Source organism: Shewanella mangrovisoli, from assembly GCF_019457635.1.
Taxonomy (GTDB): Bacteria; Pseudomonadota; Gammaproteobacteria; order Enterobacterales; family Shewanellaceae; genus Shewanella; species Shewanella mangrovisoli.
The window spans coordinates 1,386,201-1,410,947 of record NZ_CP080412.1 but is presented as its reverse complement, the minus strand read 5'-3'; the positions used below and the strand labels follow the sequence as shown (position 1 = coordinate 1,410,947).

Annotated in this window: 19 protein-coding genes; 10 read left to right on the top strand and 9 right to left on the bottom strand. The window is 48.2% G+C overall.

Annotated features, from left to right (window positions below):
* Positions 1-248: 248 nt before the first annotated feature.
* Both K0H60_RS06215 and K0H60_RS06210 read right to left on the bottom strand, forming a co-directional pair.
* Positions 249-1,478 carry a DEAD/DEAH box helicase gene (locus K0H60_RS06215; RefSeq protein WP_220057597.1) on the bottom strand — a complete coding sequence of 410 codons (1,230 nt, stop codon included), beginning with the start codon at positions 1,476-1,478 and terminating at the stop codon, positions 249-251.
* Between the two features lie 101 nt (positions 1,479-1,579).
* Complete coding sequence (locus K0H60_RS06210; protein WP_220057596.1) at positions 1,580-4,219, bottom strand: GGDEF and EAL domain-containing protein; 2,640 nt, start codon at positions 4,217-4,219, stop codon at positions 1,580-1,582.
* 396 nt (positions 4,220-4,615) lie between these two features.
* Between K0H60_RS06210 and K0H60_RS06205 the strand changes: the two genes are divergently transcribed.
* Positions 4,616-7,033, top strand: a complete 2,418-nt coding sequence (locus K0H60_RS06205) for a Lon protease family protein (protein WP_220057595.1) — start codon at positions 4,616-4,618, stop codon at positions 7,031-7,033.
* Positions 7,034-7,100: 67 nt separating this feature from the next.
* Here K0H60_RS06205 and K0H60_RS06200 read toward each other — a convergent pair whose 3' ends face one another.
* Positions 7,101-8,168: an alkene reductase gene (locus K0H60_RS06200; RefSeq protein WP_220057594.1), complete on the bottom strand. Its 1,068-nt coding sequence runs from the start codon at positions 8,166-8,168 to the stop codon at positions 7,101-7,103.
* Between the two features lie 129 nt (positions 8,169-8,297).
* Here K0H60_RS06200 and K0H60_RS06195 point away from each other — a divergent pair, with 129 nt between their 5' ends.
* Entirely contained in the window at positions 8,298-8,879 is a 582-nt protein-coding gene (locus K0H60_RS06195) for a TetR/AcrR family transcriptional regulator (RefSeq protein WP_220057593.1), read from the top strand.
* 126 nt (positions 8,880-9,005) lie between these two features.
* Here the strand turns inward: K0H60_RS06195 and K0H60_RS06190 are convergent, their stop codons facing one another.
* Both K0H60_RS06190 and K0H60_RS06185 read right to left on the bottom strand, forming a co-directional pair.
* Positions 9,006-9,230 carry a TIGR02922 family protein gene (locus K0H60_RS06190; protein ID WP_011621944.1) on the bottom strand — a complete coding sequence of 75 codons (225 nt, stop codon included), beginning with the start codon at positions 9,228-9,230 and terminating at the stop codon, positions 9,006-9,008.
* A gap of 315 nt (positions 9,231-9,545) precedes the next feature.
* A complete protein-coding gene (locus K0H60_RS06185) occupies positions 9,546-11,117 on the bottom strand; it encodes a methyl-accepting chemotaxis protein (RefSeq protein WP_220057592.1) in 1,572 nt (523 codons plus the stop codon).
* 391 nt (positions 11,118-11,508) lie between these two features.
* On the opposite strand from K0H60_RS06185, the gene K0H60_RS06180 reads away from it, so the two are divergent.
* The gene (locus K0H60_RS06180) at positions 11,509-12,231 is read left to right on the top strand and encodes a YebC/PmpR family DNA-binding transcriptional regulator (RefSeq protein ID WP_220051626.1); all 723 of its coding nucleotides are present in this window, start codon (positions 11,509-11,511) and stop codon (positions 12,229-12,231) included.
* Between the two features lie 70 nt (positions 12,232-12,301).
* On the opposite strand, the gene K0H60_RS06175 is transcribed toward K0H60_RS06180, so the two are convergent.
* On the bottom strand, positions 12,302-12,847 hold the full coding sequence (locus K0H60_RS06175) for a cysteine hydrolase family protein (protein WP_220057591.1): 546 nt from the start codon (positions 12,845-12,847) through the stop codon (positions 12,302-12,304).
* A 396-nt stretch (positions 12,848-13,243) separates the two neighbouring features.
* On the opposite strand from K0H60_RS06175, the gene K0H60_RS06170 reads away from it, so the two are divergent.
* Together K0H60_RS06170 and K0H60_RS06165 are read left to right on the top strand one after the other, a co-directional pair.
* Complete coding sequence (locus K0H60_RS06170; protein WP_434086666.1) at positions 13,244-14,371, top strand: sensor histidine kinase; 1,128 nt, start codon at positions 13,244-13,246, stop codon at positions 14,369-14,371.
* Between the two features lie 46 nt (positions 14,372-14,417).
* Positions 14,418-15,095 carry a response regulator transcription factor gene (locus K0H60_RS06165; protein ID WP_258405794.1) on the top strand — a complete coding sequence of 226 codons (678 nt, stop codon included), beginning with the start codon at positions 14,418-14,420 and terminating at the stop codon, positions 15,093-15,095.
* A gap of 141 nt (positions 15,096-15,236) precedes the next feature.
* Here the strand turns inward: K0H60_RS06165 and hpf are convergent, their stop codons facing one another.
* Together hpf and K0H60_RS06155 are read right to left on the bottom strand one after the other, a co-directional pair.
* A complete protein-coding gene (gene hpf, locus K0H60_RS06160; RefSeq protein ID WP_023266557.1) occupies positions 15,237-15,593 on the bottom strand; it encodes a ribosome hibernation-promoting factor, HPF/YfiA family in 357 nt (118 codons plus the stop codon).
* Positions 15,594-15,822: 229 nt separating this feature from the next.
* A complete protein-coding gene (locus K0H60_RS06155; RefSeq protein WP_220057589.1) occupies positions 15,823-17,391 on the bottom strand; it encodes a methyl-accepting chemotaxis protein in 1,569 nt (522 codons plus the stop codon).
* Positions 17,392-17,813: 422 nt separating this feature from the next.
* Here K0H60_RS06155 and K0H60_RS06150 point away from each other — a divergent pair, with 422 nt between their 5' ends.
* The 5 genes from K0H60_RS06150 (at position 17,814) to K0H60_RS06130 (ending at position 21,310) form a co-directional block, all read left to right on the top strand.
* On the top strand, positions 17,814-18,188 hold the full coding sequence (locus K0H60_RS06150; RefSeq protein WP_088210788.1) for a DUF3649 domain-containing protein: 375 nt from the start codon (positions 17,814-17,816) through the stop codon (positions 18,186-18,188).
* 1 nt (position 18,189) lies between these two features.
* Entirely contained in the window at positions 18,190-19,872 is a 1,683-nt protein-coding gene (locus K0H60_RS06145; RefSeq protein WP_220057588.1) for a PepSY-associated TM helix domain-containing protein, read from the top strand.
* A complete protein-coding gene (locus K0H60_RS06140) occupies positions 19,869-20,219 on the top strand; it encodes a DUF3325 domain-containing protein (protein WP_220057587.1) in 351 nt (116 codons plus the stop codon). The genes K0H60_RS06145 and K0H60_RS06140 overlap by 4 nt, the downstream gene beginning before the upstream one ends.
* A 99-nt stretch (positions 20,220-20,318) precedes the next feature.
* A complete protein-coding gene (locus K0H60_RS06135; protein ID WP_220054974.1) occupies positions 20,319-20,756 on the top strand; it encodes an OsmC family protein in 438 nt (145 codons plus the stop codon).
* 131 nt (positions 20,757-20,887) lie between these two features.
* On the top strand, positions 20,888-21,310 hold the full coding sequence (locus tag K0H60_RS06130; RefSeq protein ID WP_220057586.1) for a hypothetical protein: 423 nt from the start codon (positions 20,888-20,890) through the stop codon (positions 21,308-21,310).
* 106 nt (positions 21,311-21,416) lie between these two features.
* Here the strand turns inward: K0H60_RS06130 and K0H60_RS06125 are convergent, their stop codons facing one another.
* Positions 21,417-24,698 carry a S41 family peptidase gene (locus K0H60_RS06125; protein WP_220057585.1) on the bottom strand — a complete coding sequence of 1,094 codons (3,282 nt, stop codon included), beginning with the start codon at positions 24,696-24,698 and terminating at the stop codon, positions 21,417-21,419.
* Positions 24,699-24,747 lie beyond the last annotated feature (49 nt).

Sequence of the window (24,747 nt, the reverse complement as noted above, 5' to 3'; positions counted from 1 at the left end):
TCGTTAATATATTGAAAAACAATACGTTGATAAGCATCCCACTAAACACAGAATGAACAAGATGCGCCCCCAAAAGCCATCAGTAGCGTGAGAACAGTGAAAAATAAGTAAACTGCCGCGAAAGATAACAGAAGAACCGTGAACGGTTGATAAACAAAAGCCGCCCCATTTCTGGGGCGGACAAGCATCCGAGGCAGGACTTTTTATAACGCTTTAAATCTACAAGCTAAACCATACCGATAGGCAAACTAGCGTTTCTTACCGCCTAAGGCGCGCTTTTTAGCTCGCTGTTTTTGAGCCGCTTTACTATTGCGTCTTGGCTCGGGTTCCATTTTATTAAAATCAGGCTCAAAGCCGGGATACCATTGCTGCGGCAGGCGTTTATCGAGCAATGCTTCGACCTCTTCGAGCAGCAGTGCATCCTCTTGGCTAAAGAGAGTAATCGCCAAACCCGTGCTGCCCGCACGCCCAGTGCGACCAATACGGTGGATATAATCTTCGGCAATAAAGGGCAGTTCGAAGTTAATCACATACTGTAAGTCGGCAATATCGAGGCCACGAGCGGCGACATCGGTCGCCACTAATACCTGCACCAGTCCTTGTTTAAAATCCTTTAAAACCTTCTCCCTTGCGCCTTGGGACAAGTCACCGTGAAATGCCTGCGTTGCCACCCCAAGCTGATTGAGCTGAGTGGTGAGCTTATCGACGCCCTGCTTAGTGCGGCTAAAGATCAGCACTTGTTGCCAATGTTTACTGCGAACTAAATGGCTGACAAACTCGGTTTTACGGTCACTGTCGATGGCATAAACCCGCTGCTCCACCTGTGCGGCCGTGGTATTGCGTTTCGCTACTTCGATAAGCTTAGGATCCCGCAAAAGGTTTTTACTGAAACCAAAAATCGAATCGTCTAAGGTGGCCGAGAATAGCAGTGTCTGTCGCTGCGCGGGGACTTGCTTGAGCACGGCTTTGATTTCATCCATAAATCCCATATCGAGCATACGGTCGGCTTCATCAAATACCAGCACACTCAAGCATTTAAGATTAAGCGCACCTTGCCGTAAATGATCGAGCAGGCGCCCAGGCGTCGCGATAAGCACATCGATGCCTGCCTTAAATTCAGCTTGCTGGGCCTCGATACTCACACCGCCGTAAGCAATCCCGACACGAATATCCGTGCCTTTGGCATATTTCACAAAACTCTGCTGCACTTGCACCGCTAACTCACGAGTCGGCACTAGCACTAAGGCTCGAATCTCTTTGGGTGCATAGGAGCTTTCATTATCAAGGAGTAATTGCTGCAAAATCGGGAGAGCAAAGGCCGCGGTTTTCCCCGTTCCAGTTTGCGCGCCCGCCATCACATCCTGTTTTGCCAAAATAGCGGGAATGGCTTCAATCTGGATGGGCGTGGGCTGCTGATAGCCAAGTTCGGCTAAGGTATTCACTAACTGAGAATGTAAGGAAAGCGCACTAAAAGACATGGAAGATCACCAAAAACAATAATGGCGCCATGTTAACAGACCGCCGCTAGAGCGACCAGTTGCATTGCATCTGTCAGTTGCTCACTGGTACCCAATCGCGCTTAGGCTTTCGCTAAAAACGCCTCGACATCCACGGGTAATAGCGGACGGCTAAAGAGATAGCCCTGCGCCTGATCGCACAGGTTTTGGGTTAAAAACTCGGCCTGTGCTTGGGTCTCAACCCCTTCTGCCACTATCTCTAACTTGAGTGCATGTCCCAGGGCAATGACGGCTTTGGCGATAGCGGTATTGTTGGTGTCGAAGGGAATATCCCGCACGAAGGATTGGTCAATTTTAAGCTTATGGATAGGCAGTTTTTTCAGATAGTTAAGGGAGGAATATCCGGTTCCAAAATCATCGACCGAGAGCTCGATGCCAAGCTCCCCTAGTAGCTTTAAGTCACGAATCGCCACATCGGGATTGTGCATCATCACGCTCTCAGTCACTTCAAGCTCAAGGCAAGTGGCAGGTAAGCCCGTTTGAGCCAAGATACGCTTAACATCTTCAACAAAGGAGCTACGTTGTAGCTGTTGTCCGGCAACGTTCACCGCAATTCGGCCAAAGGGTTTGCCCTCGGCGAGCCAACGCACGCCTTGAAGACAAGCGGTTTCGAGCACCCACAAACCAATATCGTAAATCAACCCGATTTTCTCGGCGACGGGAATAAACACCCCGGGGGAAATTTGCCCCAATATGGGATCATTCCAGCGCAGTAGCGCCTCCACGCCAAGGGTTTTACGGGTCACTAAATCCAATTTAGGCTGATACATCAGGTACAAAGCATTCTGCTCAAGCGCGCCATAGAGTGCACTCTGCAGCTTTAAATGCTCAAAGGATTGCTTGGTAAGCGACTCAGTGTAAAAGGCAAAGTTATTGCGGCCCTCACTCTTAGCGCGGTACATAGCAGCATCGGCATTACGCAACAGAGTATCGGCCTTACTGCCATCGCTAGGGTAAATTGAAACCCCCATACTGGCGGTAAGACGTAGATGATCACCCGTACTTACCACAAAAGGTTGTTCAAATACTTGGCGTAATTGATTAATGGCCGCGGCGGCATCCTCGTGATCTTGGATCCCCGAGATCAGCGCCACGAATTCATCACCACCAATACGCGACAGCACATCTTGCTCCCGCAGTTGGCAACGCAAACGTTTTGCCAGCTCCACCAGCATCTCATCACCTATGCTGTGGCCAAAACTGTCGTTGATATGTTTAAACAAATCCACATCAATAAAGACTGTCGCTAACTGGGCATTAAGCCGTTTTGCATGCTTCACTTCCTGTTTAAGCTGCATCATCAGCTTCATGCGGTTTGGCAAATGGGTTAGCGGGTCAAAATAGGCCAAATGGGCAAGCTGGGCTTCATTCTGTTTTTGAGCGGAAATATCGGCAAAGACTGCAACAAAATAGCGCACATCGCCACTGTCATCATAAATAGTGCTGATGGTGATATTTTGCGGGAAGATGGTGCCATCCTTGCGGCGATTCCAAATTTCGCCATTCCATTTCCCCGTCTCGAGTAAGTGAGTCCACATGGTATCGAAAAAGGCTTTCTCATGACGACCCGAGTTAAATAACCGTGGGTTTTGACCAAGCAACTCTTCCCGCGAGTAGCCAGTGATCTCATAGAAGGCGCCATTCACATCGGTAATATTGCCGTGTCTATCCGTCACGACAACGCCTTCGAGGGAATGTTTAAACACATTGGTCGCCAGCGTGAGCTGCTCTTCCACTTCTTTATGCTTGGAGATATTGCGGGTCATGCCTATGACTCCCGCCAACGCGCCCTCCGGCGTTAAGGCGGGAATTTTCAGGGTTTCTAGCCATAAGTGCTTGTTTTTCTTTTCGCCATCCAAACACTCGGCGACAATAATCGGCGCACCGGTTTCAATCGCAAGCCTGTCACCATTAAGAAAAATCTCGGCGATATCTTTACCAAAGAGTTCTTCATCTGTCTTGCCGACGATTTCACTACGATGTAATTCCCATGCCTTTTCAACACTTTGATTGCAAATGGTATAAACACCTGCGGTATTTTTCACCCAGATATGTTCTTCAAAGCTATCGATAAAGGTTTGTAGACCAATCACGTCGACGGCTTTGCTCTCTGTACGCGTTGCCGTCACATCTTGTTGTTGCAACCTGAGTAATTCAGCCAAGTTTAGTTGCAAGCTATTGACGGTAAGGGATGCCAGTTGCAACGCCTTATCGTCTAAGTGCAAAGCCGCACTGTGATAAAGACACAAAGCCCCGAAATGAGCGCCAGATGGCCAAAGTATCGGCAGGTAAATCAAGCTTCCAATCCCAGTCGCACGCCATTGGGGATCGGTGTTAACATCGCGGATCAATAATGCAGACGGCTGATGAGCACCAGCACTGAGATCTTCGGGCAGATTCACCTGATAGTGGCTAAAGGCACTCGACTCATTAAAGGGATTATAGGATGCACAGTGTTGGGAAAAGACCTGAGCTTTAGGGGAAGCATTTTGATACAGGCTAAAATGCGCTTTCAAATTGGCCTGTAAAAGGAGCGCCTCTAAATGGCGTGGCTCACAATCCACCGACTGCAATAATAGACTGCGCTCTCCTGCGGGGGTAACCCTAAAAATCGCTGCATGTGACTGAGTGATATCGGCAATTAATTGTAAGTCGCTTGCCCAGTTCGCTAACTGCTTTGGTGAAATTGCAACATCATTCATAAGCTTGCTAACTCTAGCCTCTACAATTCCATTGTGACTGAGGGCATTTACATTCCCTCACCTTAAAACACAGCCATAACCAACACAGAGTATCAATAGATGGATAACGCGATAATCGCATTCTGTAGGCCATATTACCGCAGACAATCAAGCATCGTCATTCACTAATACATAAATATTTGACTCATTCAGCGATTACTTTGTTTCGAGAGCCAGCATGGGCAAATGACAATATCTATCCTAATGATAATAGAATGTTTTTAAGTTTAGCTTCTGTCAAAAATCGACTCCTCATCAACAACACTGATTTAACCGTAAATTACCGCCTTGTGATTGACAAAAACCTTATCTTATTGTCTACAATGGAAATAATCAGGATGAAAAACAAGGATCTCTATGCCTACCGTGCCCACTGCCACACCCGCCATCCCGTTAACGAGTCAACAGCTTTATCGGAAATCCGACCTTAAACAGCTTAACCCTGAGTGCCAGTCTACCGCTCAGCTCACGCCACTCGATGATATTGTCGGTCAAGAACGTGCCCAACAGGCGGTGGAATTCGCCATGGGGATTAAGGAAAAGGGCTATAACATTTATGCCATTGGCCAAAACGGCTTAGGTAAACGCACTATGATGCTGCGTTACCTGAATCGCCATGAACCTATCGAGCCATCACTGTTTGACTGGTGCTATGTGGTCAACTTTGACGATACCCGCAGTCCCAAAGTGCTTAAACTCACCGCAGGAACGGGGCAAGAGTTTAAAAAGTCCATCGAAAAACTCATGCTAAAACTCGTCAAAGCGCTGCCCTTAGCCTTTGATAACGAAATGTATTATGCCCGTGCCGAAAAACTCAAAAGCCAGCTAGCACAAAAACAAGAAGCCGCACTGACAGAGCTAAGTGAAGAAGCCAAACAGAAAAATATTAGTCTCAGTTTAACCTTGCAGGGTGACTATCAAATGGTTGCCCTCAATGGCGAAGAGCCCCATGACGAAGTCTCCTTTGGCGCCTTGACCGAAGCCGAACGCACTCAGTTTGAAAGCAATATTAATGGACTCGAAGTTAAACTTCGCGGCATCATTCGCCAAAATACCGAATGGGAAGAAGAATTTAGCGATACCCAGCAGGAACACGACGAACAAGTCGCTAAAGATGTATTAGTGCACTTTTTTAAGCCCTTGAAGGACAAGTACAAACATCAGCCCGAGGTCAGAGCCTTTTTGACGGGCATGCAGGCGGATATTTTAAGTAATTTAGATATTTTCCTTGAGGAGAGTGAGGAACAACTCGCCCTCGCCTACGCCTCCCTTGAGAAAAAGATGCCGCGCCGCTATCAAGTCAACGTCATCGTATGCCAAGGGGAGCAAACATTCCCCATTGTGGTGGAAGAAAGCCCAAGCTATCACAGCCTGTTTGGCTATGTCGAAAATGCCACCTTTAGGGGCACAGTGTTTACCGACTTTTCACTGATCCGTGCAGGCAGCTTACACAAGGCCAACGGTGGCGTGCTGTTGATGGATGCCATTAAAGTATTGGAGCGCCCCTATGTGTGGGACGGTTTGAAACGCGCGCTGCGTTCGCGCAAGTTAGATTTAAGCTCCTTAGAGCGGGAGGTATCGCTCTCTGGCACTATCTCATTGGCACCGGAACCTATTCCCTTAGATGTGAAGATCATTCTGTTTGGGGATCACGAAACCTATCAACTTTTACAGCATTATGATCCTGATTTCAGTGAGTTATTTAGAGTCACCGCCGACTTTGAAGATGTGATGGACAGAACCGATGTATCGGAGGCGCAATATGCACGATTTATTTCCAGCATAGTCCACGATAACAACATGTTGCACTGTGATCGCAGCGCCATCGCACGGATCATCGAATACAGTTCCCGTGAGGCGCAGGACCAACAAAAGCTCTCACTCCATTCGGCAAACATCGCCAATCTGCTGCGGGAGTCCAACTTCTGCGCCAAGGCGGCCGCAAGTCAATGCATTGAAAAGCAACATGTTGAGCAAGCACTGAAAAACCAAGAACAACGGGTCTCACGCCTGCACGACAATATTATGGAGAGCTTTATCAATGGCACCACATTAATTAATACCCACGATAAAGTTGTCGGCCAAATCAATGCGTTATCAGTTATATCCACCTCAGACCATCAATTTGGTCTCCCGAATCGCATTACCGCCACCACCGCCTTTGGTAAGGGTGAAGTGCTGGATATTGAGCGTAGGGTCAAACTGGGTGGTCGCATCCACTCCAAAGGGGTGTTAATCCTGACGGCTTATTTAGCTTCGGTATTAGGTAAAACCGCGCAAATCCCTCTCACCACTTATCTCACCTTCGAGCAATCCTACAGCGGCGTCGATGGTGATAGCGCCTCAATGGCTGAATGCTGCGCCATTATCTCCGCCATCAGTGAGTTGCCCTTAAGGCAGGATATTGCCATTACCGGGTCAATGAATCAGTTTGGCGAGGCGCAGCCCATCGGCGGCGTAAATGAAAAGATCGAAGGCTTTTTCGATGTATGTAAGATTAAGGGCCGCTCATCGAGCCAAGGGGTAATTATTCCCGAGTCGAATATCGCTAACCTCATGTTACGCCAAGACATTGTGGAAGCGGTTGAGCGTGGAGAGTTCCATATTTGGGCGATTAGTCATGTCACTCAAGCGATGGCACTACTCTTAGGTAAAACGGCGGCGACCTTAAGAGCCGATGATGCGAAACACCCAGATCATTATGCCCCAGAGTGCGTATTCGGGATTGCCCAGCAAAAACTCAATGCTCTGAGGGCGCTCCCTAAAGCCAATTGATAGTAGGACCAAAAGCAAAAAGGGTTAGCTAAGCTAACCCTTTTTTATCAGTAATGACTGCGCTTAGTTACACTAGGCTGGCAAGCATCTCATCACTATAAGTCACCAATTCATGACCTTGGCGCACTCTTGCCACATAATCTGGGTTGGCAATAAAGGGGCGACCAATCGCAATTAAATCAAACTTATCGGTAGCAATCGCTTCACTGGCCGATTGCGCGCTGTAGCCACCGACACCTACTAAGGTTTTGCCATAGTTAGCTCGAACATAGCTAGAAACACGGCCATCTAAGTAATCGAACTCCATACTGTCGTCAAAGATACCGATATGCACAAAGGCCAGTTCACGTTTTTCGAGCTCAGGTAACAGATAATCAAACACGGCGCGGTCACGGTTATCGACGGCCATATTGAAATAGGCGCCGGGAGAAATACGCAGACCGGTTCTGTCTTGACCAATACGTGCCGCAATCGCATCCACCACTTCTAAGGCAAAGCGTGACATATTAGCAGGTGTGCCGCCGTATTCATCAGTACGACGGTTGCTATCGTGGTGTAAGAATGCATCGATTAAATAGCCATTTGCACCGTGGATCTCAACCCCGTCGAATCCAGCTTCAATCGCGTTTTCGGCCGCTTTCGCATAATCGCGGACTAAGCCCTGAATATCTTCAAGAGTTGCCGCTTTTGGAGTAACGTAGGTCAGCTCACGCATTCTGGGCACACTGCCCTCTACTTTTTCGGCCGAAGGCGCCAGTACATCACCGCCACCGAAGAAATGTGGGTGCGCAACACGGCCGGTATGCCATAGCTGTACAAAAATTTTACCGCCATTAGCATGCACAGCATCAGTCACTTTACGCCAGCCAGCGATCTGCGCTTGATTAAAAATGCCAGGGGTATTTGGGTAACCTTGACCATCTGGGCGGATGATCGTCGCTTCGGAGATAATCAATCCCGCTTCGGCGCGGCGAGCATAGTAAGCCACCATATCATCGGTCGGCACTAAATCCGCATCGGCCATACAGCGCGTTAATGGCGCCATTAAAATACGGTTTTTTAAAGTAATAGTGTCATTAAGTTTGTAGGTATCGAATAAATTACCCACGGAATTCACTGCATGTTCAATCGTCATTGGTGTCGCCCCATTCTTGAATGTGCATTCAAGATATTCTTATTTGAACGATCATTCAAGAACATTTTTGAATGTTTGTTCAAAATTAGGTAGAATCTGCCGCAAGTATCGGTGAGAGGTGAGATTGCAATGCGAAACGCAGAGTTTGATAGGGCGCAGGTGCTCAGGGGGGCAATGGCCGCCTTTATGCACAAGGGATACACCAAAACCAGCATGCAGGATCTGACCCAAGCAACGGGGTTACATCCCGGCTCCATTTATTGTGCCTTTAGCAATAAGCGTGGATTGCTTATCGCCGCCATCGAGCAATATCAGCAGGATAGAAACGAGCAGTTCAAGCTTATCTTCTCCGATAGCCGCCCGGTGCTGGGTAATCTGAAGACTTACTTAGATAATATCGTGGTCGAATGTTTAAGCTGCGATAGTCAGCAAGCCTGTTTACTCACTAAGGCATTAAACGAGATTGCAGAGCAAGATGATGAAATTCAAGATATTATCAGCCAGAATCTAAAACTGTGGCAGAATGCGCTGACGGCACAATTTGAATTAGCGACCTCCCAAGGATTATTGCAAGGCGAGCTCAACAGTGAGCAGCGGGCACAATACTTGATGATGGGCATTTATGGCCTAAGGACCTTTGCCCATACCCATCCGCAGGCGGAAATCCTGCAACAATTGGCCGATAAATTGTTTGCCGATGTTTGCAGATAATGTTTGCAAATAACAGCCGAGCGTAAACAAGGCTTATGTCGCTTTAGCCCCAAAAGCAAAAGGACGATAAATCAACTTTATCGTCCTTTTCGTTTTATGTTTTGCCAGTGCTATTTTTCGTTTTTGTTAACCTATATTAGCCTGTGCAAACACCCGCTCACCGAGTGAGTTCAATATCTTACACTCACCTTCTAGCACGGCGATAATCGATTTTCCTTTGCGAAAACTCGCAGGGATCATCACACGACCAGAGTCGCTAACAGGTAAACCTTCTAACACCGCATTATGCATAATTAACCCGACAGGGGCGTCATAATATAAAACGGTAACAGTCGCTTGTGTTGCTTGCATAACTTTTAACTCACATTAAGCAGAATCTACTGCTATCGATCAAAGTGGCAAGAGTCTCCCTTCATCTCTTATAACAACAAAACTCCAAGATGCTTTTTACCTTTAAAAATCAACAAACTAAAAAAATACCAAGCGACAAGCCTAATTACAACAGATAGGAACATCTTAGCGCCATGAATATCCAGTTATTTAAGCACTTCAGCAAATGGATGCCAATCTATTTCTAGTTTGTTAATCAAATACGCGTAAAAGATCACATCTACCCAACATTTTATACTGGGTCGTTATGCAATAAATTTAGAATAAATACACTAGTTAGGACTTCGCTTTAAAGCCAACCCTAAAGCCGCCCCAGTGTTTACCATTAACATAGATAGGGACGGATAAATCGTGCATCACCTCCCCGGTATCCCGCTTATAGGTTTGCAGTAAAACCGGCTCAGTATGGGCGCCGCAGCGTATCCCGGTAGGGTCGTTAAACAAACGCTTAGTGCGATTATGCACCATATCGATGTCCACCTTACCAGTTAAGGCTTGGCTAAAGCGTTTATTGTGGGTTGGGAAGTAGCCTTTTCTATCCACGGCGCCGGCATAAATAATCTCAGCGTGCTTGGCGAGAATAGGCTCTTGAATGGCAGGAAAATGTTGATCGGTATAGCGGTCAAACGCCGTGCTGTACTTTTGCGGCTGAGTATTAGCAATGGGCTGATATTGTGGGTTAAACAACTCTGCTTCAGTAAAACTACGATTAGCTAATCCCTGTGAGAGTTTTTCGCCACAAGCTTTAGCCGCTTCATTGGCAAGTAACAACACTTGTTGGTCAAAGGTATGAGTATCCCAATTTGCCAGCGCTTTAAAGATTCCTTCGGTAGTCAAAGACAGGGTAAACGCTTGCTCCGACACGCTGTGGCTTTGTTTGCCTGTGACGGTAAGGGAGTCGCGAATTTGGCTCACCGAGCTGCTGATCTCATTGGTGGTGTGGTTATATTGTTTGAGTGAATCTTCCATATCCCCCAGAGCCTGCGCCGAATGAGTCACAGACGTTGAAATGTCGGTAAAATGGCCATCGAGCGTTCCCATCGCCATCACCACATCGGCGGTTTGCGAAACGACCCGCTCCATCAGCCCCGAGGTTTTATCGGTTTCGGCGCGGATCTCGAGCAGCATATTGCCAATATCTTTAGTTGCGCCCGCCGTTTTACCCGCAAGGCTGCGGACCTCATCGGCGACCACGGCAAAACCTCGGCCCTGCTCACCCGCCCGCGCAGCTTCAATCGCGGCATTGAGGGCCAGTAAGTTCGTTTGCTCGGCAACCGAGTTAATCACTTCGGTAATCTTTTGAATTTGCTCTGCTTTTGATTTTAGCGCTTGCACTTGCTGCGCGGCGGTATTGATGTCACCACTTAATGATTCAATCGCCGATACGCCCTTTTGCGCTTGGTCTCGCCCCTGCACACTTAAACGCTCAGCCTCTTGGGTTTGCCCTAAAATATGCGTGGCATTATCGCCTAACAGCGCCGTGGTATGGCTTAATTGTGACGCAGCCACCGCAATAACGCTGGCATGTTCACCATTGGACTCGATAGATTTATTCAATAGATCAATAAAATGCGATACCTCAGCCGAGCCAATCGCAATCTTACTGGTTTGCACACTTATCTCATGCTCCGGCGAGTTAACAGAGTTGAATGCCTTCGTTACTTGCTCAGGCTTTGGCGTGTAATGGCTCACCAAGCGCTGCACTATCCACAGCACCCAAGCACAGACAATTGCCCCTAAGATCAACGCCTGCATGAAACCGGACAATGCTATCGCGTTGAGAAGAAGGCTACTGAGTACGACCAAAACAAAGCTGAGCGCAATGGCGACTTTATGTTGTAATTCCATAATGTTTCTCACTGAATACACGCACAAGGGAAGTGAGAGAAGCGGACATTCACATGCTATCCTTTGCTATTCGCTTCGCCGCAGCCAAGTTAAATAGGCAAGATTAAGATCGGTATAGTGAGTCTATCCCTCTGACTAAATTGAACTATTCGCCCTTAGGAAATATAAGCTATATCGCTATCATCAGCACTCTATCGTGCTTATGGCATTAGACCTTAGTATAGATATTGCAGAATTGCCCAATCCCTCAAGTCAAAACTGCCAACAATTAATGCCACCATAAAATGTGGTATCCATCGCTTTATCCGCAATAAATCCAGTTCGAGTGACTGCACAACCAGACTTAAAACTGCTAATATCGGCGCAATTTTTTTGAGCTAACGAGATCAAGATGGGCAGAGCATATCAAAACCGTAAAGAATCCATGGCGAAAACAGCTGGCCAGAAAACCCGCCTTTACTCGCGCTACGGTAAAGAAATTTACGTAGTCGCCAAGCAAGGTGGTGTTGAGCCAGATGGCAACTTATCACTTCGCCGTTTAATCGAACGTGCTAAGAAAGACCAAGTGCCAGCACACGTTATTGAACGTGCAATCGATAAAGCCAAAGGCGGCGGCGGTGAAGATTATGATACAGCCCGTTATGAAGGTTTCGGCCCAGGTAACTGCATGGTTATCGTGGACTGCTTAACCGATAACGTAAAACGTACCTTCACCGAAGTGCGTCAAGCCTTCGTGAAGAACGATGCCAAACTCGGTACGCCGGGCACGGTTGGCCATATGTTTGATCAATCTGCGGTATTCGTATTCCCAGGTGAAGACGAAGACGCCATCCTCGAAATTCTGATGATGGCCGATGCCGATGTAAATGAAGTGGAAGTCGAAGACGGCATGATTAGTGTTATCGCGCCGCACACTGAATTCTTCAAAGTCAAAACAGCACTGACAGATGCGATGCCAGACATCAACTTCGAAGTGGAAAACATCACCTTCGTACCACAGAACATGACGCCAGTGTCTGGTGAAGATGTGGCCACATTCGATAAGTTTATTGCTGCATTAGAAGATTGTGACGACGTACAAAACGTGTATCACAACGCAGATATTCAAGAATAAGTTGATTACGATATCAGAATCTTTGATATCAAAAAACGCAGCCTAAGGGCTGCGTTTTTGTTTGCGAGTATTAATGAAATTCAATATCCGCGCTCTTGGCTAAACGCACAAAGGCGCCCTGGAGCGTGGCATTGTGGTGGGCAATAATCGCCTCAGCCGAGAGCTGCGCCGTATCCATACAAGTGTGCGCATCGGCGGCTAACACCACCTGCCAGCCAAGCTCTGCCGCAATCCGACAAGTGGTATCGATACAATACTGGGTTTTCATCCCCACTATCACCAGCTCACCTATCCCCTCATGGGTTAATGCCTCTGCCAATCCAGTTTGATAAAAACAACTTGGCTTGGTTTTATCAAAGATATTATCCAGCTGCGGATTAATCGCTAAGGATTCTATTAATTGCCAATTTGCCGTTCCGGCAGCTATCGGGGAACCTTCAGGCCCCGTATGGCGAACCGCCCAAATCGGTGCTCCAACCTCACGGGCGTTGGCAATTAAGAGATTGATATTATTTAGCACCAGTTCCCGATTAAAGGGCGGCGCATCGGCGTAAAATAGTCCCTGCTGCATATCAATAATTAACAGCGCAGTTTTAGGCAAGCTCATGTTATCCATCACATTCTCCAGCGTTATTGCCCAAAAGACGGAAAAAACAACCCCGCCACTTTGGGCGGGGTTGAGTAATCGATTTTACGCACAAATCGCTACGCACGCACCGCCGAAGCAGTTGTGGTCGTAGTGTGGGTGAAGTAAACGATAAATTTGTGCATAAGGCCAAACTATGCCAGCCGCTTAAGAAGATCAAGCCAAGATTGATGACATTTTAATGAAATAAATCAAATTACTGATGAGCCGACTGACGCTGAAACTCTGTCACATTTGCCATGTGACTTAGTGGCTTATTGGCTTAGTGATTTTGTGACTTATTACATTCTTGCCTTAGAATGGATGGCAGCATGAATAACAGGAAACCAATCAGTGCAGGGAAATCGATTCATCAGAGCAGAAACTATGCTGATTGGCGCAGGCAGCCTCACCTGGGCGCTTATCGCTTGGCTAGGGCTCAATCAGGATATGCAAGCAAAGCTCCCCACACTCGCGACCTTTAGCCATCTCGCCCTGTATACCTTATTTATTCTGCTCTTCTTGTTATTAACAACGCAGGATTTCCCCCGAAAAAACCTCAATCTGAGCAAGCTGTTAAGCGGTGCACTCGTCGGCAGCGTCTTCGGATTGATGCTGTTGAGTCAACATCCATTGCTGCCCATTCTACTGGTGATCTGGGCTTCGCTCTTGCCAGAGTTTTTTAGTCGGCGCATCGCGATAGCACAGATCCTGCTCGCCAATCTTGGTTATTACCTGCTCCTCCACGCCCAAACCTCAAGCAGTGTGATTGTGAATGTGCTTATTTACATGGGGTTTCAGCTGTTTGCCTACAGCAGTAGCCAAGCGAGATTATCCGAGCGCGAGTCTCGCCGAATACAGGAACAGCTTAATCAACAACTTATCGCCACCAGAGCCTTGCTGAGCCAAACTAGCGAGCAGCAAGAGAGGTTGAGGATCTCACGAGATTTGCACGATATTCTCGGCCACCAGCTCACGGCGTTATCACTGCAACTTGAGCTCTTAAGTCATCAGGCGCCGGCGGAACTCAAAACCACAGTCAATCAGAGTAAATCGCTTGCCAAGGAATTATTAGAGAGTATTCGCGCCGTGGTTCGGGCGCAGCGGGTGAATATTGGCCTCGATTTAACGCCGCCGCTCGATGCCATTGCAAGCCGTTTGCCCAATGTTAGCCTGCGGTATGAATCTTTAATGCCGCTCCAGTCGACTGAACTGGCTCAGGCCTTATTGCTGGTGTTGCAGGAAGGGATCAGTAATGCCGTGCGCCATGGCAAGGCCAATCAGCTCACGCTGTCGATGCAAGAGGAGCAAGCAGAGCTTATCATTCGCCTTAAAGATAATGGCCAAGGGATAAGCCAAAGCGCCTCTCAGGGCGTTGGCCTAAGTAGCATGCTGGAAAGGTTATCGCCTTTTCACGGCAGCGCACGTTTGCAACCCAATGACATAAGCGAAGATGGTTCGCACGCCCAAGGCTGCTCGCTAATGATTCGTCTGCCGCGCGGCAACGCAGCGTAAAATGGCATTAATAACGAAACAGTTAACCAAGGAATAAGTCACATTCATGGAAAGTCATCAAATAATGACCGAAGATTATCCGCCAGCGCCTCGCCCGATTAGAGTGGGATTAGTGGAAGATCAGCAATTGGTGCGTCAAGGCATCGCCAGCCTGATTGCCATCTCACAACATATCAAAGTGATTTGGCAGGCAGAGAATGGTCAACAGGCGCTGAAACTGCTGCAAACTGAAGCGATAGATGTGTTGCTAAGCGATATACGCATGCCAGTGCTTGATGGTATCAGTCTGTTAAAACAGCTTCGCGCCGCACAAAATCCCCTACCTGTGATTATGTTAACCACCTTTGATGACAGCGAATTGTTTTTAAATAGCCTGCAAGCAGGTGCAAATGGTTTCTTATTGAAGGATGTGTCACTGGATAAGTTACTGCATGCCATTGAAACCGTCGCTCAGGGCGGACACTTGATAGAGCCTTCAGTACTTGAACAGATGCAGCAATCCTCGCCAACGGCGCAAAGCGGGCCGACTCACGGCTTATTATCCGATCGCGAGCGGGAGATCTTAGGCTTTATGGCGGGGGGATTTTCCAATAAAGAAATCGCCAATGCGGTATTTCTGGCTGAAGGCACGGTCAAAAACCATGTCTCCACCATACTGGCTAAACTCGATTGCCGTGACCGCACCCAAGCCGTGCTGAAGGGATTGCAGCTTTCTTTGATTTAATTGGTATGGCGAGTTTAAGGCAACAGGCTTTAAATACCTTGGCTCTAAGTATTTTGACTTTAACGACTTGGTTTAAGCCAAAGCGCAGCCAATAAAAAAGGGCCTACAGGCCCTTTTTTATTGCATCTTAAAGCTTAATCCCTAGCGCAAATCCATCTCTTGGATAATTTCATGGGCGATTGGCGGTGTAGTGCAGGTCGGCTTTTCATGTAAGTCCGCCTTTAATTGGCCTTTACGGTGTTTAAGTGCAGCATCGAGTTTTTTCGCTGCGGCGGCAATCGCGGGATACATGATTTCATCCGTACCCGAGGCTGAGATGCGACTGCCTTCATAATTCGTTCTAATTTCAACCTGAAACTCGCCATGCTCCTTAGCAATAATGATATCGAGGCCGATCAATGTGGGGAAATGAGTGGCGATTTTAGAAAACTTTTCGTTAACGTGTTCTTTTACAGAATCAGTAACATCGACATGGTGACCAGAAAGATTAATTTTCATAGGTTGTCCCTTTTAGTGTCTTTACTTTTTTTCGCTTCACTATTAGAGCTTGGGGCATGGCAAATAAAACACAAGCCCCCTAGACAAATATTTCGACTGAAACGGGTATTAGTCGTCGCTAAATGTGAGACCAATCAAAGAAATAGCAATTGAAGGGAACTTTAAAAATGAGTAACTGGTTGATTTATAATCGACTATAAATATAAACCAACCAGTCACATGACTAGATTTAATACTTACGCTGTACGCTCTGCTGCCAAAATTGTTGCGATAGGTGGTGGGTTTTAGTTGATAAGCGCGATACCTGATCGCCCCTCGCCGCCGCATCCTGTGTCTGTTGTAAGCTCTGTTGGGCCAAATCGCTGATCACATGGATAGCACGGCTAATTTCCGCCGCTACCGACGTCTGTTGCGTCATTGCCGCCGCATTGTCATCGCTTAAGGAATTGATCCTCGCAATAGAAGATAACAGCTCGCCAAAGGCAACACTGGCATCCTGCGCTAAGGAGACTGAGCGCTTAACCTGCTCCTGCCCGGCCGTCATGGTCGATGTGGCCCTTTGGGTGCTGTCTTTAAAGCGACTGACAATCTGCTCAATTTGCGAGGTCGACTGGCTGGTTCGGCTAGATAACTGCCGCACTTCGTCGGCAACAACGGCAAAGCCGCGGCCACTTTCCCCCGCCCTCGCCGCTTCAATCGCCGCATTGAGTGCTAACAGATTGGTTTGATCGGCGATGGAGCGGATCACTTCTAACACTTGATGAATTGCTTGACTATCCTGCTCAATCGTTTGCACCACATCGGAAAAATGGCTCACTTGCACACTTAACTGATGTATCGCCTCGATAACGGTTTCAAGCCGTGAATGACCGCGCTGCGCCGCCTGATGACTAGAAACCATCTCGGATGCGGTGCGGTGTATATTGTCCGTCACTTCCGCAAAGCTGGCGCTCATTTGCTCCATCGCTGTTGCTGCCTGCGTGGTCTGCGCGCTCTGACTATCGGCGTGCTCCCAGGTATTGGTGATAGTTTGTTTAAGATTGACACTCTGCTCTTGGATCTCACTGGCAGAATCCGCCATTCGGCCGACTACGCCGCCGATTTCGGTAATTAAAAATCGCAGGGCAAGATCAATTTTACCGATTTCATCCTGTCTGCCGGTGTAAACGCCCATAGCAACAGGGTCATCGATAATATTACTGGCCACCCGCACTAATTCCTGAAAAGGCCGCATAAGCATGTACCACAGTCCCCAAGCAATCAGCCCACCCGCTAGCACAGCCAAGATGGGCGAATAAGTCGCTAAGGATGCGGTTAACGCGATAGTAAACAACATCGCCGTAAGGACTTTCCCGCCAAATCCTAACCGGTCTTTTTTTAATGCTTTAGACTCTTTACCTTGATTTATCCCTTGATAGATCTCTTCGGCCGCCTTGATTTGCTCTGGAGTCGCTTGGCGACGAACCGATTGATATTCATGGATTTTGCCGTTCTCATATACTGGTGCGACATAGGCATTGACCCAATAATAGCCCCCTGTTTTGGTTCTATTTTTAACAATGCCCATCCAAGGTTTACCGCTTCTTATCCGCTCCCAAAGCATTTTAAAAGCGGCGGCAGGCATATCACCATGGCGGACTATGTTATGCGGGCTTCCCTGCAACTCGGCAACGCTATATTCACTGATCTGCGAAAAGGTCTGGTTAACATACTTAATGTTGCCCTTCAGATCGGTCGTCGAGAGGAGAATAGCGTTTTCGGAGAGGTGTTTTTCACCATTTTTTGAATGTGTTTGCATAGGGCGCACTAACGGATTCCATGTGAAAGTTGCGCCGCATTTTGCCAAAATGACAGAATGCCTGCTTTGATTAAGCTCACAATGGCAGCATAAAAATTAACCAAATCCTAAACAAGTAAGATCAATCACATCAACAAAACCAAACATTTGTGACAGATTGCACATTGCTGAATTATTCCTGCGCAAACGAGTCCGGCGTGATTTCGCTCCGTCACAAATACGTTAAGGATCTCACAGATAAACGCAAATGATATTGTTTATCATTTAAATAAACTGAGTTATACTCCAAACCGAGTAGCAACTCTCCTTTGCTCATGCACCCAAGTGGACAGGGTTAGGCATAAGTACAATCAATGGAGTGGTATGCGTGACATGGCAGGTCGCCATAACGGTTTTAATATTGACTGAAATAAGCAGCACTTATGTCTCATATCCCTGTATCAGATACACCTTCAGCAACTTCGGCAGCTTCAACTGCCGCAGTGACGGGTTATTTTCAAGCAGCCTTACGCTGGTTTAAGCAAGATCAAACCCAGTTTGGTTTTCAAGTGTTTGTTCGCGCCAGTGCCGCCTTATTAGCGGGCTATATTGCGGCGGCAACACTAGCCTGTTTACTGACGCAAGTACTGCCTATGTCTCGATTTGAGAGCACATTAACGGCCAATATGTTGGCATTTTTGTTTTATGCCATCGCGATAATTTATGCCTTCTGCGTGCGTAAAACCTGGCATGCGTGGCGGGATCTCACGCTATTTAGTCTCCTGTGTTTTGCTCTGCTTAAGGTGTGTGGACAGTAAGATGAAAGAAACCTTTTTTAGAACCCTATCTTGGCTACATACTTGGGCAGGTTTACTCGTTTGCTGGGTATTATTGCTGATCTTTTTTGCTGGTAGCCTGAGTTATTTCCGCCATGAAATGAGCCTGTGGGCCGAGCCAGAGCTTCACCGCGGGGCTTTTCAGGACTATCAAGTTGACCAAATCGCCAACCAACTTGAGAAGGGACAAAGCTATATTGAAACGCATTCCGCCCCAACCACACAGCGCTGGTTAATTAATTTCCCGACAGAACGCAGCCCAATGCTGAGTTTTGCTTGGCAACTGCCGCCTGAAAAGGGGCAACGCCGTGGCAAAATCGAGCAACATACCGCACTGGCCGATGGCAGTGGCGTCATCACTGATGTCCGCGATAGCCGCGGTGGTGACTTCTTCTATCGTTTACATTTCGACCTGCACTATATGTCCGCCATCACGGCGCGTTACATTGTGGGTGTCTGCACCATGTTTATGCTGATAGCCCTTATCAGCGGCATCGTTATCCATAAGCGTATCTTTAAAGACCTATTTAGCTTTCGCCAGAACAAGGGCGCGCGCTCTTGGTTAGATGCCCATAATGTCAGCTCAGTGATTGCCCTACCCTACCATTTGATGATCACTTATACCGGCCTCATTACCTTAATGTTGATGTATATTCCATGGACGGTGAGCACAGCTTATCCTGAGGATAATCAAGCCTTTTTAAAAGAACTCAATCCGGCGAGACAAACCGAAAAAGCTTCGGGCATTCAGGCTGAGCAAGTGCGCTTAAGTCAACTGCTGCCGCAAGTTAAGGCTGAATGGGGCGATGCGCCTATTAAGCAGGTGATTATTTCTTATCCTAAAGATCAAAATAGCCAAGTCACCTTCTACCAAAATACTGGCAAAGAGGTCACCGATGAGTCGTCAATCTTAGTCTTTAACGGCGTGACCGGTGAACTCAAATACGCCAGCCCCCATGAAGTCTCGGGAACCGTCGCCACGTACGACACTATGATGTCGCTGCACACCGCGCGGTTTGCTGCGCCACTGCTGCGTATTTTGTTCTTCTTCTGCGGCTTACTCGGTTGTGCCATGGTGGCATCAGGCACCTTAATGTGGGCGATTCGTCTACGCCAGAAACAGCAAAAAGCAATCGATAAAGGTGAGAAAGCGAGTCGTGGTTTGCGTTTAGTCGAAGGCTTAAACTTCATGTTTATCTTAGGCTTGCCCTTGGGCGCGGCAGCGTTTTTCTATGCTAACCGCCTGTTACCCGTCGATTTGGCGACTCGCTCTGCTTGGGAAGTTCACAGCTTCTTTATCGCCCTAGCGGCAATGGGCGTTTGGGCATTTTTCGGTAGAAGCAGACGCCATTGGCAATTGGCCTTAATGCTCATCGGAGTACTTTATTGCGCACTGCCGGTACTGAACGCATTTACCTCGCCAAGCCACTTTATTGATAATATCCGCAGCCAACAATGGGCACTGGTGGGGTTTGATATAGTCGCCCTACTACTGGGCAGTGCGATGTTATTTGCCAGTACACGACTCTCAGCTGTGGTCAAAACACTGCAAAAACCGAGTCAAAAAAATACGGCTACTGCTGAAAAAGTCAGAAGAAAACAGCCAGATCCGAGTTATGCTAACGAACTTGCCTCGTCGTCTCCCTTGGAGGAAGCAAAATCATGATGCCAGAATTTATCCCTATGCTCGGCATTCTCGGGCTTAGTTATCTCTCTCTTGCGCTGTTTGCGTTAGCCAAGTTTGGCCATTTTAAGGATGTGTTTAAACGCCCACCGTTACAATGGCAGAGCCGCCTGTTAACCCTGTTTGCTTGGCTGTTATTAATCATCAGCTTAAGTACCTGCGCCCACGGGCAAGGCTGGGCCTATGGCAGCATTCTGTTTATGGGGATCATCTCCCTAGCCGCCATGTTAGTGATTTTGACCCTAAGCTACAGCCCACGACACCTTCCCATTGGGATAGTCACCGGCAGTGTATTGACGGGCAGCTTGCTGTTAAGTGGTGGGATCTAAACCGTTTCACAGGTGGCGCACTAAACTGTGCGCCCAATGCTGGAGAAGTCTTTTTAGCTAAGCTATAGTGCCCTGATGTCCTGCTATGAGGAGAAAAACATGGGCTTTAACTTAACGGTGAATTGGCAAACCTCTCCAGCCGAAGAAGGCGAATTCTGCCGTGACCACAGCATTACGTTTGGCAGCGGTCAAACGATTCAGGCATCTTCAGCCCCCGAATATAAGGGGAATGAACATTTGGTGAATCCAGAGGAAAGCCTGCTCGCGGCGCTATCTTCATGCCATATGCTGACCTTCCTCGCCATCGCGCACCTCAAACGCCTCCCAGTATTATCCTATATCGATGAGGCATCCGCTGAGCTGGGTAAAAATGACGAAGGTAGGCTTGCCGTCACCAAAATGATTTTAAATCCTAAGGTGGTATTTGCCGAAGGTGTTGAGGTTTCAGCTGAAACTCTTGAGAAAATTCACGAGAAAGCACACGCAAACTGCTTTATCGCCAATACGTTAGCGACAGACATTCAAATTAAGTTTTAACGATTTTGGGCAAGTTTATCACGATGAACTTGCCCTCTCCCGATAATCCATTCCCCCACCTTGTTCAGCTTAGCTCAAGCTCAGTTACCGTATGATAGTGCCATATCGCACGCTCACACTCGAGGTTAGCCATGCAGATCCAAGCCTATCGTAATACCGCAGCACCCTATCAGCAGCCAGCGACAACAGCCGCGACGAGTACGACATCAGCTACACCCGTCAGCGCCAGCACTGTGACCCTGTCAAATGCAGCGAAACAACTGCCACAGGTGAACCCGATCCCACAACCTCAGGCGCCAGACTTAAGAAAAGTGAAGGCGGGTGTTGAGCAATACGCCCATATTCAAGCGACCAGAATGAAGTATCAGGTCGCATCGGACATGGTCAATATCGCAATGGGAACGAACAATGGGATTTCGGCTCCCACGGCTTACTATTTGAGTCACAACGATTCGGCTAGGGCTGCAACTGTGGGGCAAATGGCGAATCAACAACAGGTCAACACCCTGCAAGCCTATGTTGATGCTAGCGAAAGCATTAATGAGTGGGCATAAAAAAAGGTGTTGTCTCGGGAACCACAAGACAACACCCTAACATTGAACCCAGCCAGCTTAACTTGGCTAACTTAAACCTTAGTTAAATTTTTATTTTTTAAGCCAATTACTTAGCTTTTATGTCTTCCGCCATGCCTTTTGCCGGCATAGGCTGCGCCTTCAATGCGGGGATAGGCTGCTTAATCAACTCATCCTTAAGATAGCTGATGGCGGTTTCGAGCTGCGCATCGTGGCCGTTAAAGGTCGCAAAGGGTAAGTTATCCACCTCGATATCCGGTGTCACCCCATGCCCTTCGAGTACCCAGCGGCCATCCATCGCATATTGCGGATATTCGGCGACCCGCGCCATGCCTTTATCTGTGAGTGAGTTACGACCCGATAACCACACGCCCGCCCCCGCGGTTTGTTTACCAATCAGCGGAGCAATGCCCAGCGCCTTAATCCCCGCCGAGAAGGTTTCACCATCTGAGTACGTTAGCTCGTCGGTTAACACCACTAAATGGCCACGGAAGGTTTGCTGCATATTGGTGTTAGGCGTGCCATGGGTTGGCTGCCAGAAGGCCCAAGCCCGGCGTAACAGTTTTTCGATGATCCAACTATCAATATTGCCGCCGCGGTTACGACGCACGTCGATAATCAAACCGTCCTTATCGTAATTGGTGTAAAACTCACGGGCAAAACTCTCAATATCGCCGCCGCCCATGGCGTATAAGTGCAGGTAACCAATCTTGCCCTTACTTGCCTCGGTCACGACGCCCGCATTGTGATTGACCCAATCTAAATAACGTAATTGGCTATCGACCTGAGTGCTAACTGGCATCACCACGGTTTTATGGTTTTGGCCGCCGCGTTTAAGCTCAAGCAGAACCTGTTTATCCTGCTGATTACGCAATAAACGAGTCACATCGGCCACATTAGTCACAGGGGTGCCGTTGATGGCGAGTAACATATCGCCTTCTTTCGCATCAACTTCGATACGGCTTAAGGGCGATGCCTGGCTTGGCAACTCGGGATCATTACGATAGATATGAGCAATTTTTACCCCATCGTTAGTTTGTTGTAGCCGCGCGCCTAAACTCGCGCCTTTGGCCGCGTCAGGGTCTTTTGGCAGATCGCCACCCCGCACCTGCGAGTGCAACGAGTCCAGCTCGCCCATCATCTGCATAAAGATATCGTTTAACTCGTTACGGTCGGTCAAACGGTCAAGTAGCGGTTGGTACTTGGCCTTGGTCGCCTGCCAATCGAGGCCGCGCATCTTCTTATCGAAGAAGGAGTCCCTGTGCATTAACCAGGCATCTTCAAACATCTGTTGCCATTCTAGGGTGGGTGAAATCGCTAATTGCCACTGATCCGTTTGCACCTTGGCATTTTCGGTATCGCCCAACTTGTCGCCCGCATCGACGATCAGCAGAGACTTTTCATTGCTCTTTTTGCGCAGCAACAACTTGCTACCATCGGCGGACACACTGTAGTTCGCTACATCTTCGGCAAATACTTCGGCTTTAGGGCGCTGCTCGTTAAACTTAATCGTCATCAAGCTAGGCTCAGTGTCATCGCCAATGGCTTGGTCGAGCACATAGAGACGACCGTCAATAGCAGTTAGCTGGCTGTAATTGCCTGAGTCAACAGGTACTTGCCATAAACGCTCACCAATTCCCGCCCAATCAATTTTGACTGGCGTCGGTTTATCTTTAGAGTCTGCCTTTTCAGCCGCTTTAGCTGTCAGCTCTGTGGGTTTGCTAAAGGGGAACTTGGCGTTCTTTACTAAGGCAATCGCAAAAATCTCGCTACGTTTATCAAACACAGGCCCCATATTGCGGTCGCCCCAAGGTGAGCTTGGCGTTGCAGTAAACTGGCGATTGGAGAGGAAATATAACCACTGACCATCGCTGCTAAAAGTCGGCGAATAGGACTCATACTTGTCGCTGGTGAGCGCTTGGGCCTTATTTTCGTCCACAGAATACAGCACGATTTGTGGTCTTTGCTTGCCGATTTCGGATTTAGTTAACGCGATAAAACGGCTGTCAGCCGACCAGCGAATATCGGCATAGGGGCCAAGACCCTCACCGTTGCTGATGATTTTTTGATTAGAGTTTTTCTTCAGATCCAGCAACCACACATTGCCATCGTTATCGTCATGGGCAAGGTAGCGGCCATCGTTTGACAGACTCAGCGTCATTCTTAAGGTATGACCATCTTTGGTAAGTTGCTTCGCGCCGCTGCTACCATCGGCAGGGAATTGCCAAATTTCCTGTTGGCCACTCATGTCGCTGATGGCATAAACCGATTTACCGTCTTGGCTCATAATCGCATTGCGCACACGATAGGTGCCAGGCAGCGCTACTTGCACTAAACGTGAACCGTCAATTCCCGCAATCGCCACATGGCTGCGGGCAGTGATCACCACCTTATCGCCCGCGAGAGCAAGGTTCGCTGAGGTTGCATAATCCATAGGATCTTTTACCCAATGCTCGCGGCGTTGGGCGAAATCTGAAATTAATTCAATATCTAATAATGAGTCTTTGGCGGAGGCGATATCAAAAACATGAATATCTGCGCCCTGCTGGAACACGACTTTGCCTTGGTCCATTCGAGCACCGCGCACCTGCCAATCTTTATATTGGGTCAACTGTTTAGCATCACTGCCATCCAGAGCCATGGACCAGAGGTTGTCGTTACCATCGCTGTCACTGATAAAATAGAGTCTGTCTTGCCATAGCATAGGCTGACGCACCGAACCTTGATGCTGACCACTGAGTAACTGCGCCTCGTCTTTGCCACCGAGCTTAAAGCGCCATAATTCGCCCTTAGCGCCGCCGCGATAAACCTTAGCGTTATCGCCAGTCACCTGCAGGCCAAAACGGGTAAAGTACACATATTGATTATTGGCATCGACCACGCCTTCCACCGCATCGGCTAGGGGTAAGTCGGTCGTCGCCAAGGTCACTGGGTTCACCAGTCGCAGCATCCAATTGTTTGCAGGGCCAAAGCCACTGTCGGTGGAATAAAGCACTTCGCCCTTTGCGGTCCAGCCTTGCACGCGCACTCGACTGTTTTCGAAACTCACGCGTTTGGCCACACCACCCGCAACAGGAATAACATAAACCTCACTAGCGCCCTCATAATTGGCGACATAGGCCACCCATTTACCATCGGCAGAGATGGCGGCGCCTAGCTCTTCGGCGGGTAACGTGGTCAGGCGTGTCGCAGCCTTTTGCCCAAGCGTTTGAGTCCAAAGATCGCCTTCGGCCGTAAAGACTAAGGTCTGGTCATGCAATGCAGGCGCACGGTAATAACCTTGATTGCTGGCGGGTTGAGCGATGGCGTGGGCTGCGGACAAAGTGCCAAGGGCGAGCATGCAGCAGGCAACAGAATGACGAAGTTTCATGTGTAATCTCTATCCTATTGTTATTGTTAGCAATGGACTTTCTAGTGGG

Bases quoted from the DNA above. Each gene is read 5' to 3' on its own strand.
- K0H60_RS06215 (WP_220057597.1), bottom strand. From the start codon at position 1,478: ATGTCTTTTAGTGCGCTTTCCTTACATTCTCAGTTAGTGAATACCTTA.
- K0H60_RS06210 (WP_220057596.1), bottom strand. From the start codon at position 4,219: ATGAATGATGTTGCAATTTCACCAAAGCAGTTAGCGAACTGGGCAAGC.
- K0H60_RS06205 (WP_220057595.1), top strand. From the start codon at position 4,616: ATGCCTACCGTGCCCACTGCCACACCCGCCATCCCGTTAACGAGTCAA.
- K0H60_RS06200 (WP_220057594.1), bottom strand. From the start codon at position 8,168: ATGACGATTGAACATGCAGTGAATTCCGTGGGTAATTTATTCGATACC.
- K0H60_RS06195 (WP_220057593.1), top strand. From the start codon at position 8,298: ATGCGAAACGCAGAGTTTGATAGGGCGCAGGTGCTCAGGGGGGCAATG.
- K0H60_RS06190 (WP_011621944.1), bottom strand. From the start codon at position 9,230: ATGCAAGCAACACAAGCGACTGTTACCGTTTTATATTATGACGCCCCT.
- K0H60_RS06185 (WP_220057592.1), bottom strand. From the start codon at position 11,117: ATGGAATTACAACATAAAGTCGCCATTGCGCTCAGCTTTGTTTTGGTC.
- K0H60_RS06180 (WP_220051626.1), top strand. From the start codon at position 11,509: ATGGGCAGAGCATATCAAAACCGTAAAGAATCCATGGCGAAAACAGCT.
- K0H60_RS06175 (WP_220057591.1), bottom strand. From the start codon at position 12,847: ATGGATAACATGAGCTTGCCTAAAACTGCGCTGTTAATTATTGATATG.
- K0H60_RS06170 (WP_434086666.1), top strand. From the start codon at position 13,244: ATGCTGATTGGCGCAGGCAGCCTCACCTGGGCGCTTATCGCTTGGCTA.
- K0H60_RS06165 (WP_258405794.1), top strand. From the start codon at position 14,418: ATGGAAAGTCATCAAATAATGACCGAAGATTATCCGCCAGCGCCTCGC.
- hpf (WP_023266557.1), bottom strand. From the start codon at position 15,593: ATGAAAATTAATCTTTCTGGTCACCATGTCGATGTTACTGATTCTGTA.
- K0H60_RS06155 (WP_220057589.1), bottom strand. From the start codon at position 17,391: ATGCAAACACATTCAAAAAATGGTGAAAAACACCTCTCCGAAAACGCT.
- K0H60_RS06150 (WP_088210788.1), top strand. From the start codon at position 17,814: ATGTCTCATATCCCTGTATCAGATACACCTTCAGCAACTTCGGCAGCT.
- K0H60_RS06145 (WP_220057588.1), top strand. From the start codon at position 18,190: ATGAAAGAAACCTTTTTTAGAACCCTATCTTGGCTACATACTTGGGCA.
- K0H60_RS06140 (WP_220057587.1), top strand. From the start codon at position 19,869: ATGATGCCAGAATTTATCCCTATGCTCGGCATTCTCGGGCTTAGTTAT.
- K0H60_RS06135 (WP_220054974.1), top strand. From the start codon at position 20,319: ATGGGCTTTAACTTAACGGTGAATTGGCAAACCTCTCCAGCCGAAGAA.
- K0H60_RS06130 (WP_220057586.1), top strand. From the start codon at position 20,888: ATGCAGATCCAAGCCTATCGTAATACCGCAGCACCCTATCAGCAGCCA.
- K0H60_RS06125 (WP_220057585.1), bottom strand. From the start codon at position 24,698: ATGAAACTTCGTCATTCTGTTGCCTGCTGCATGCTCGCCCTTGGCACT.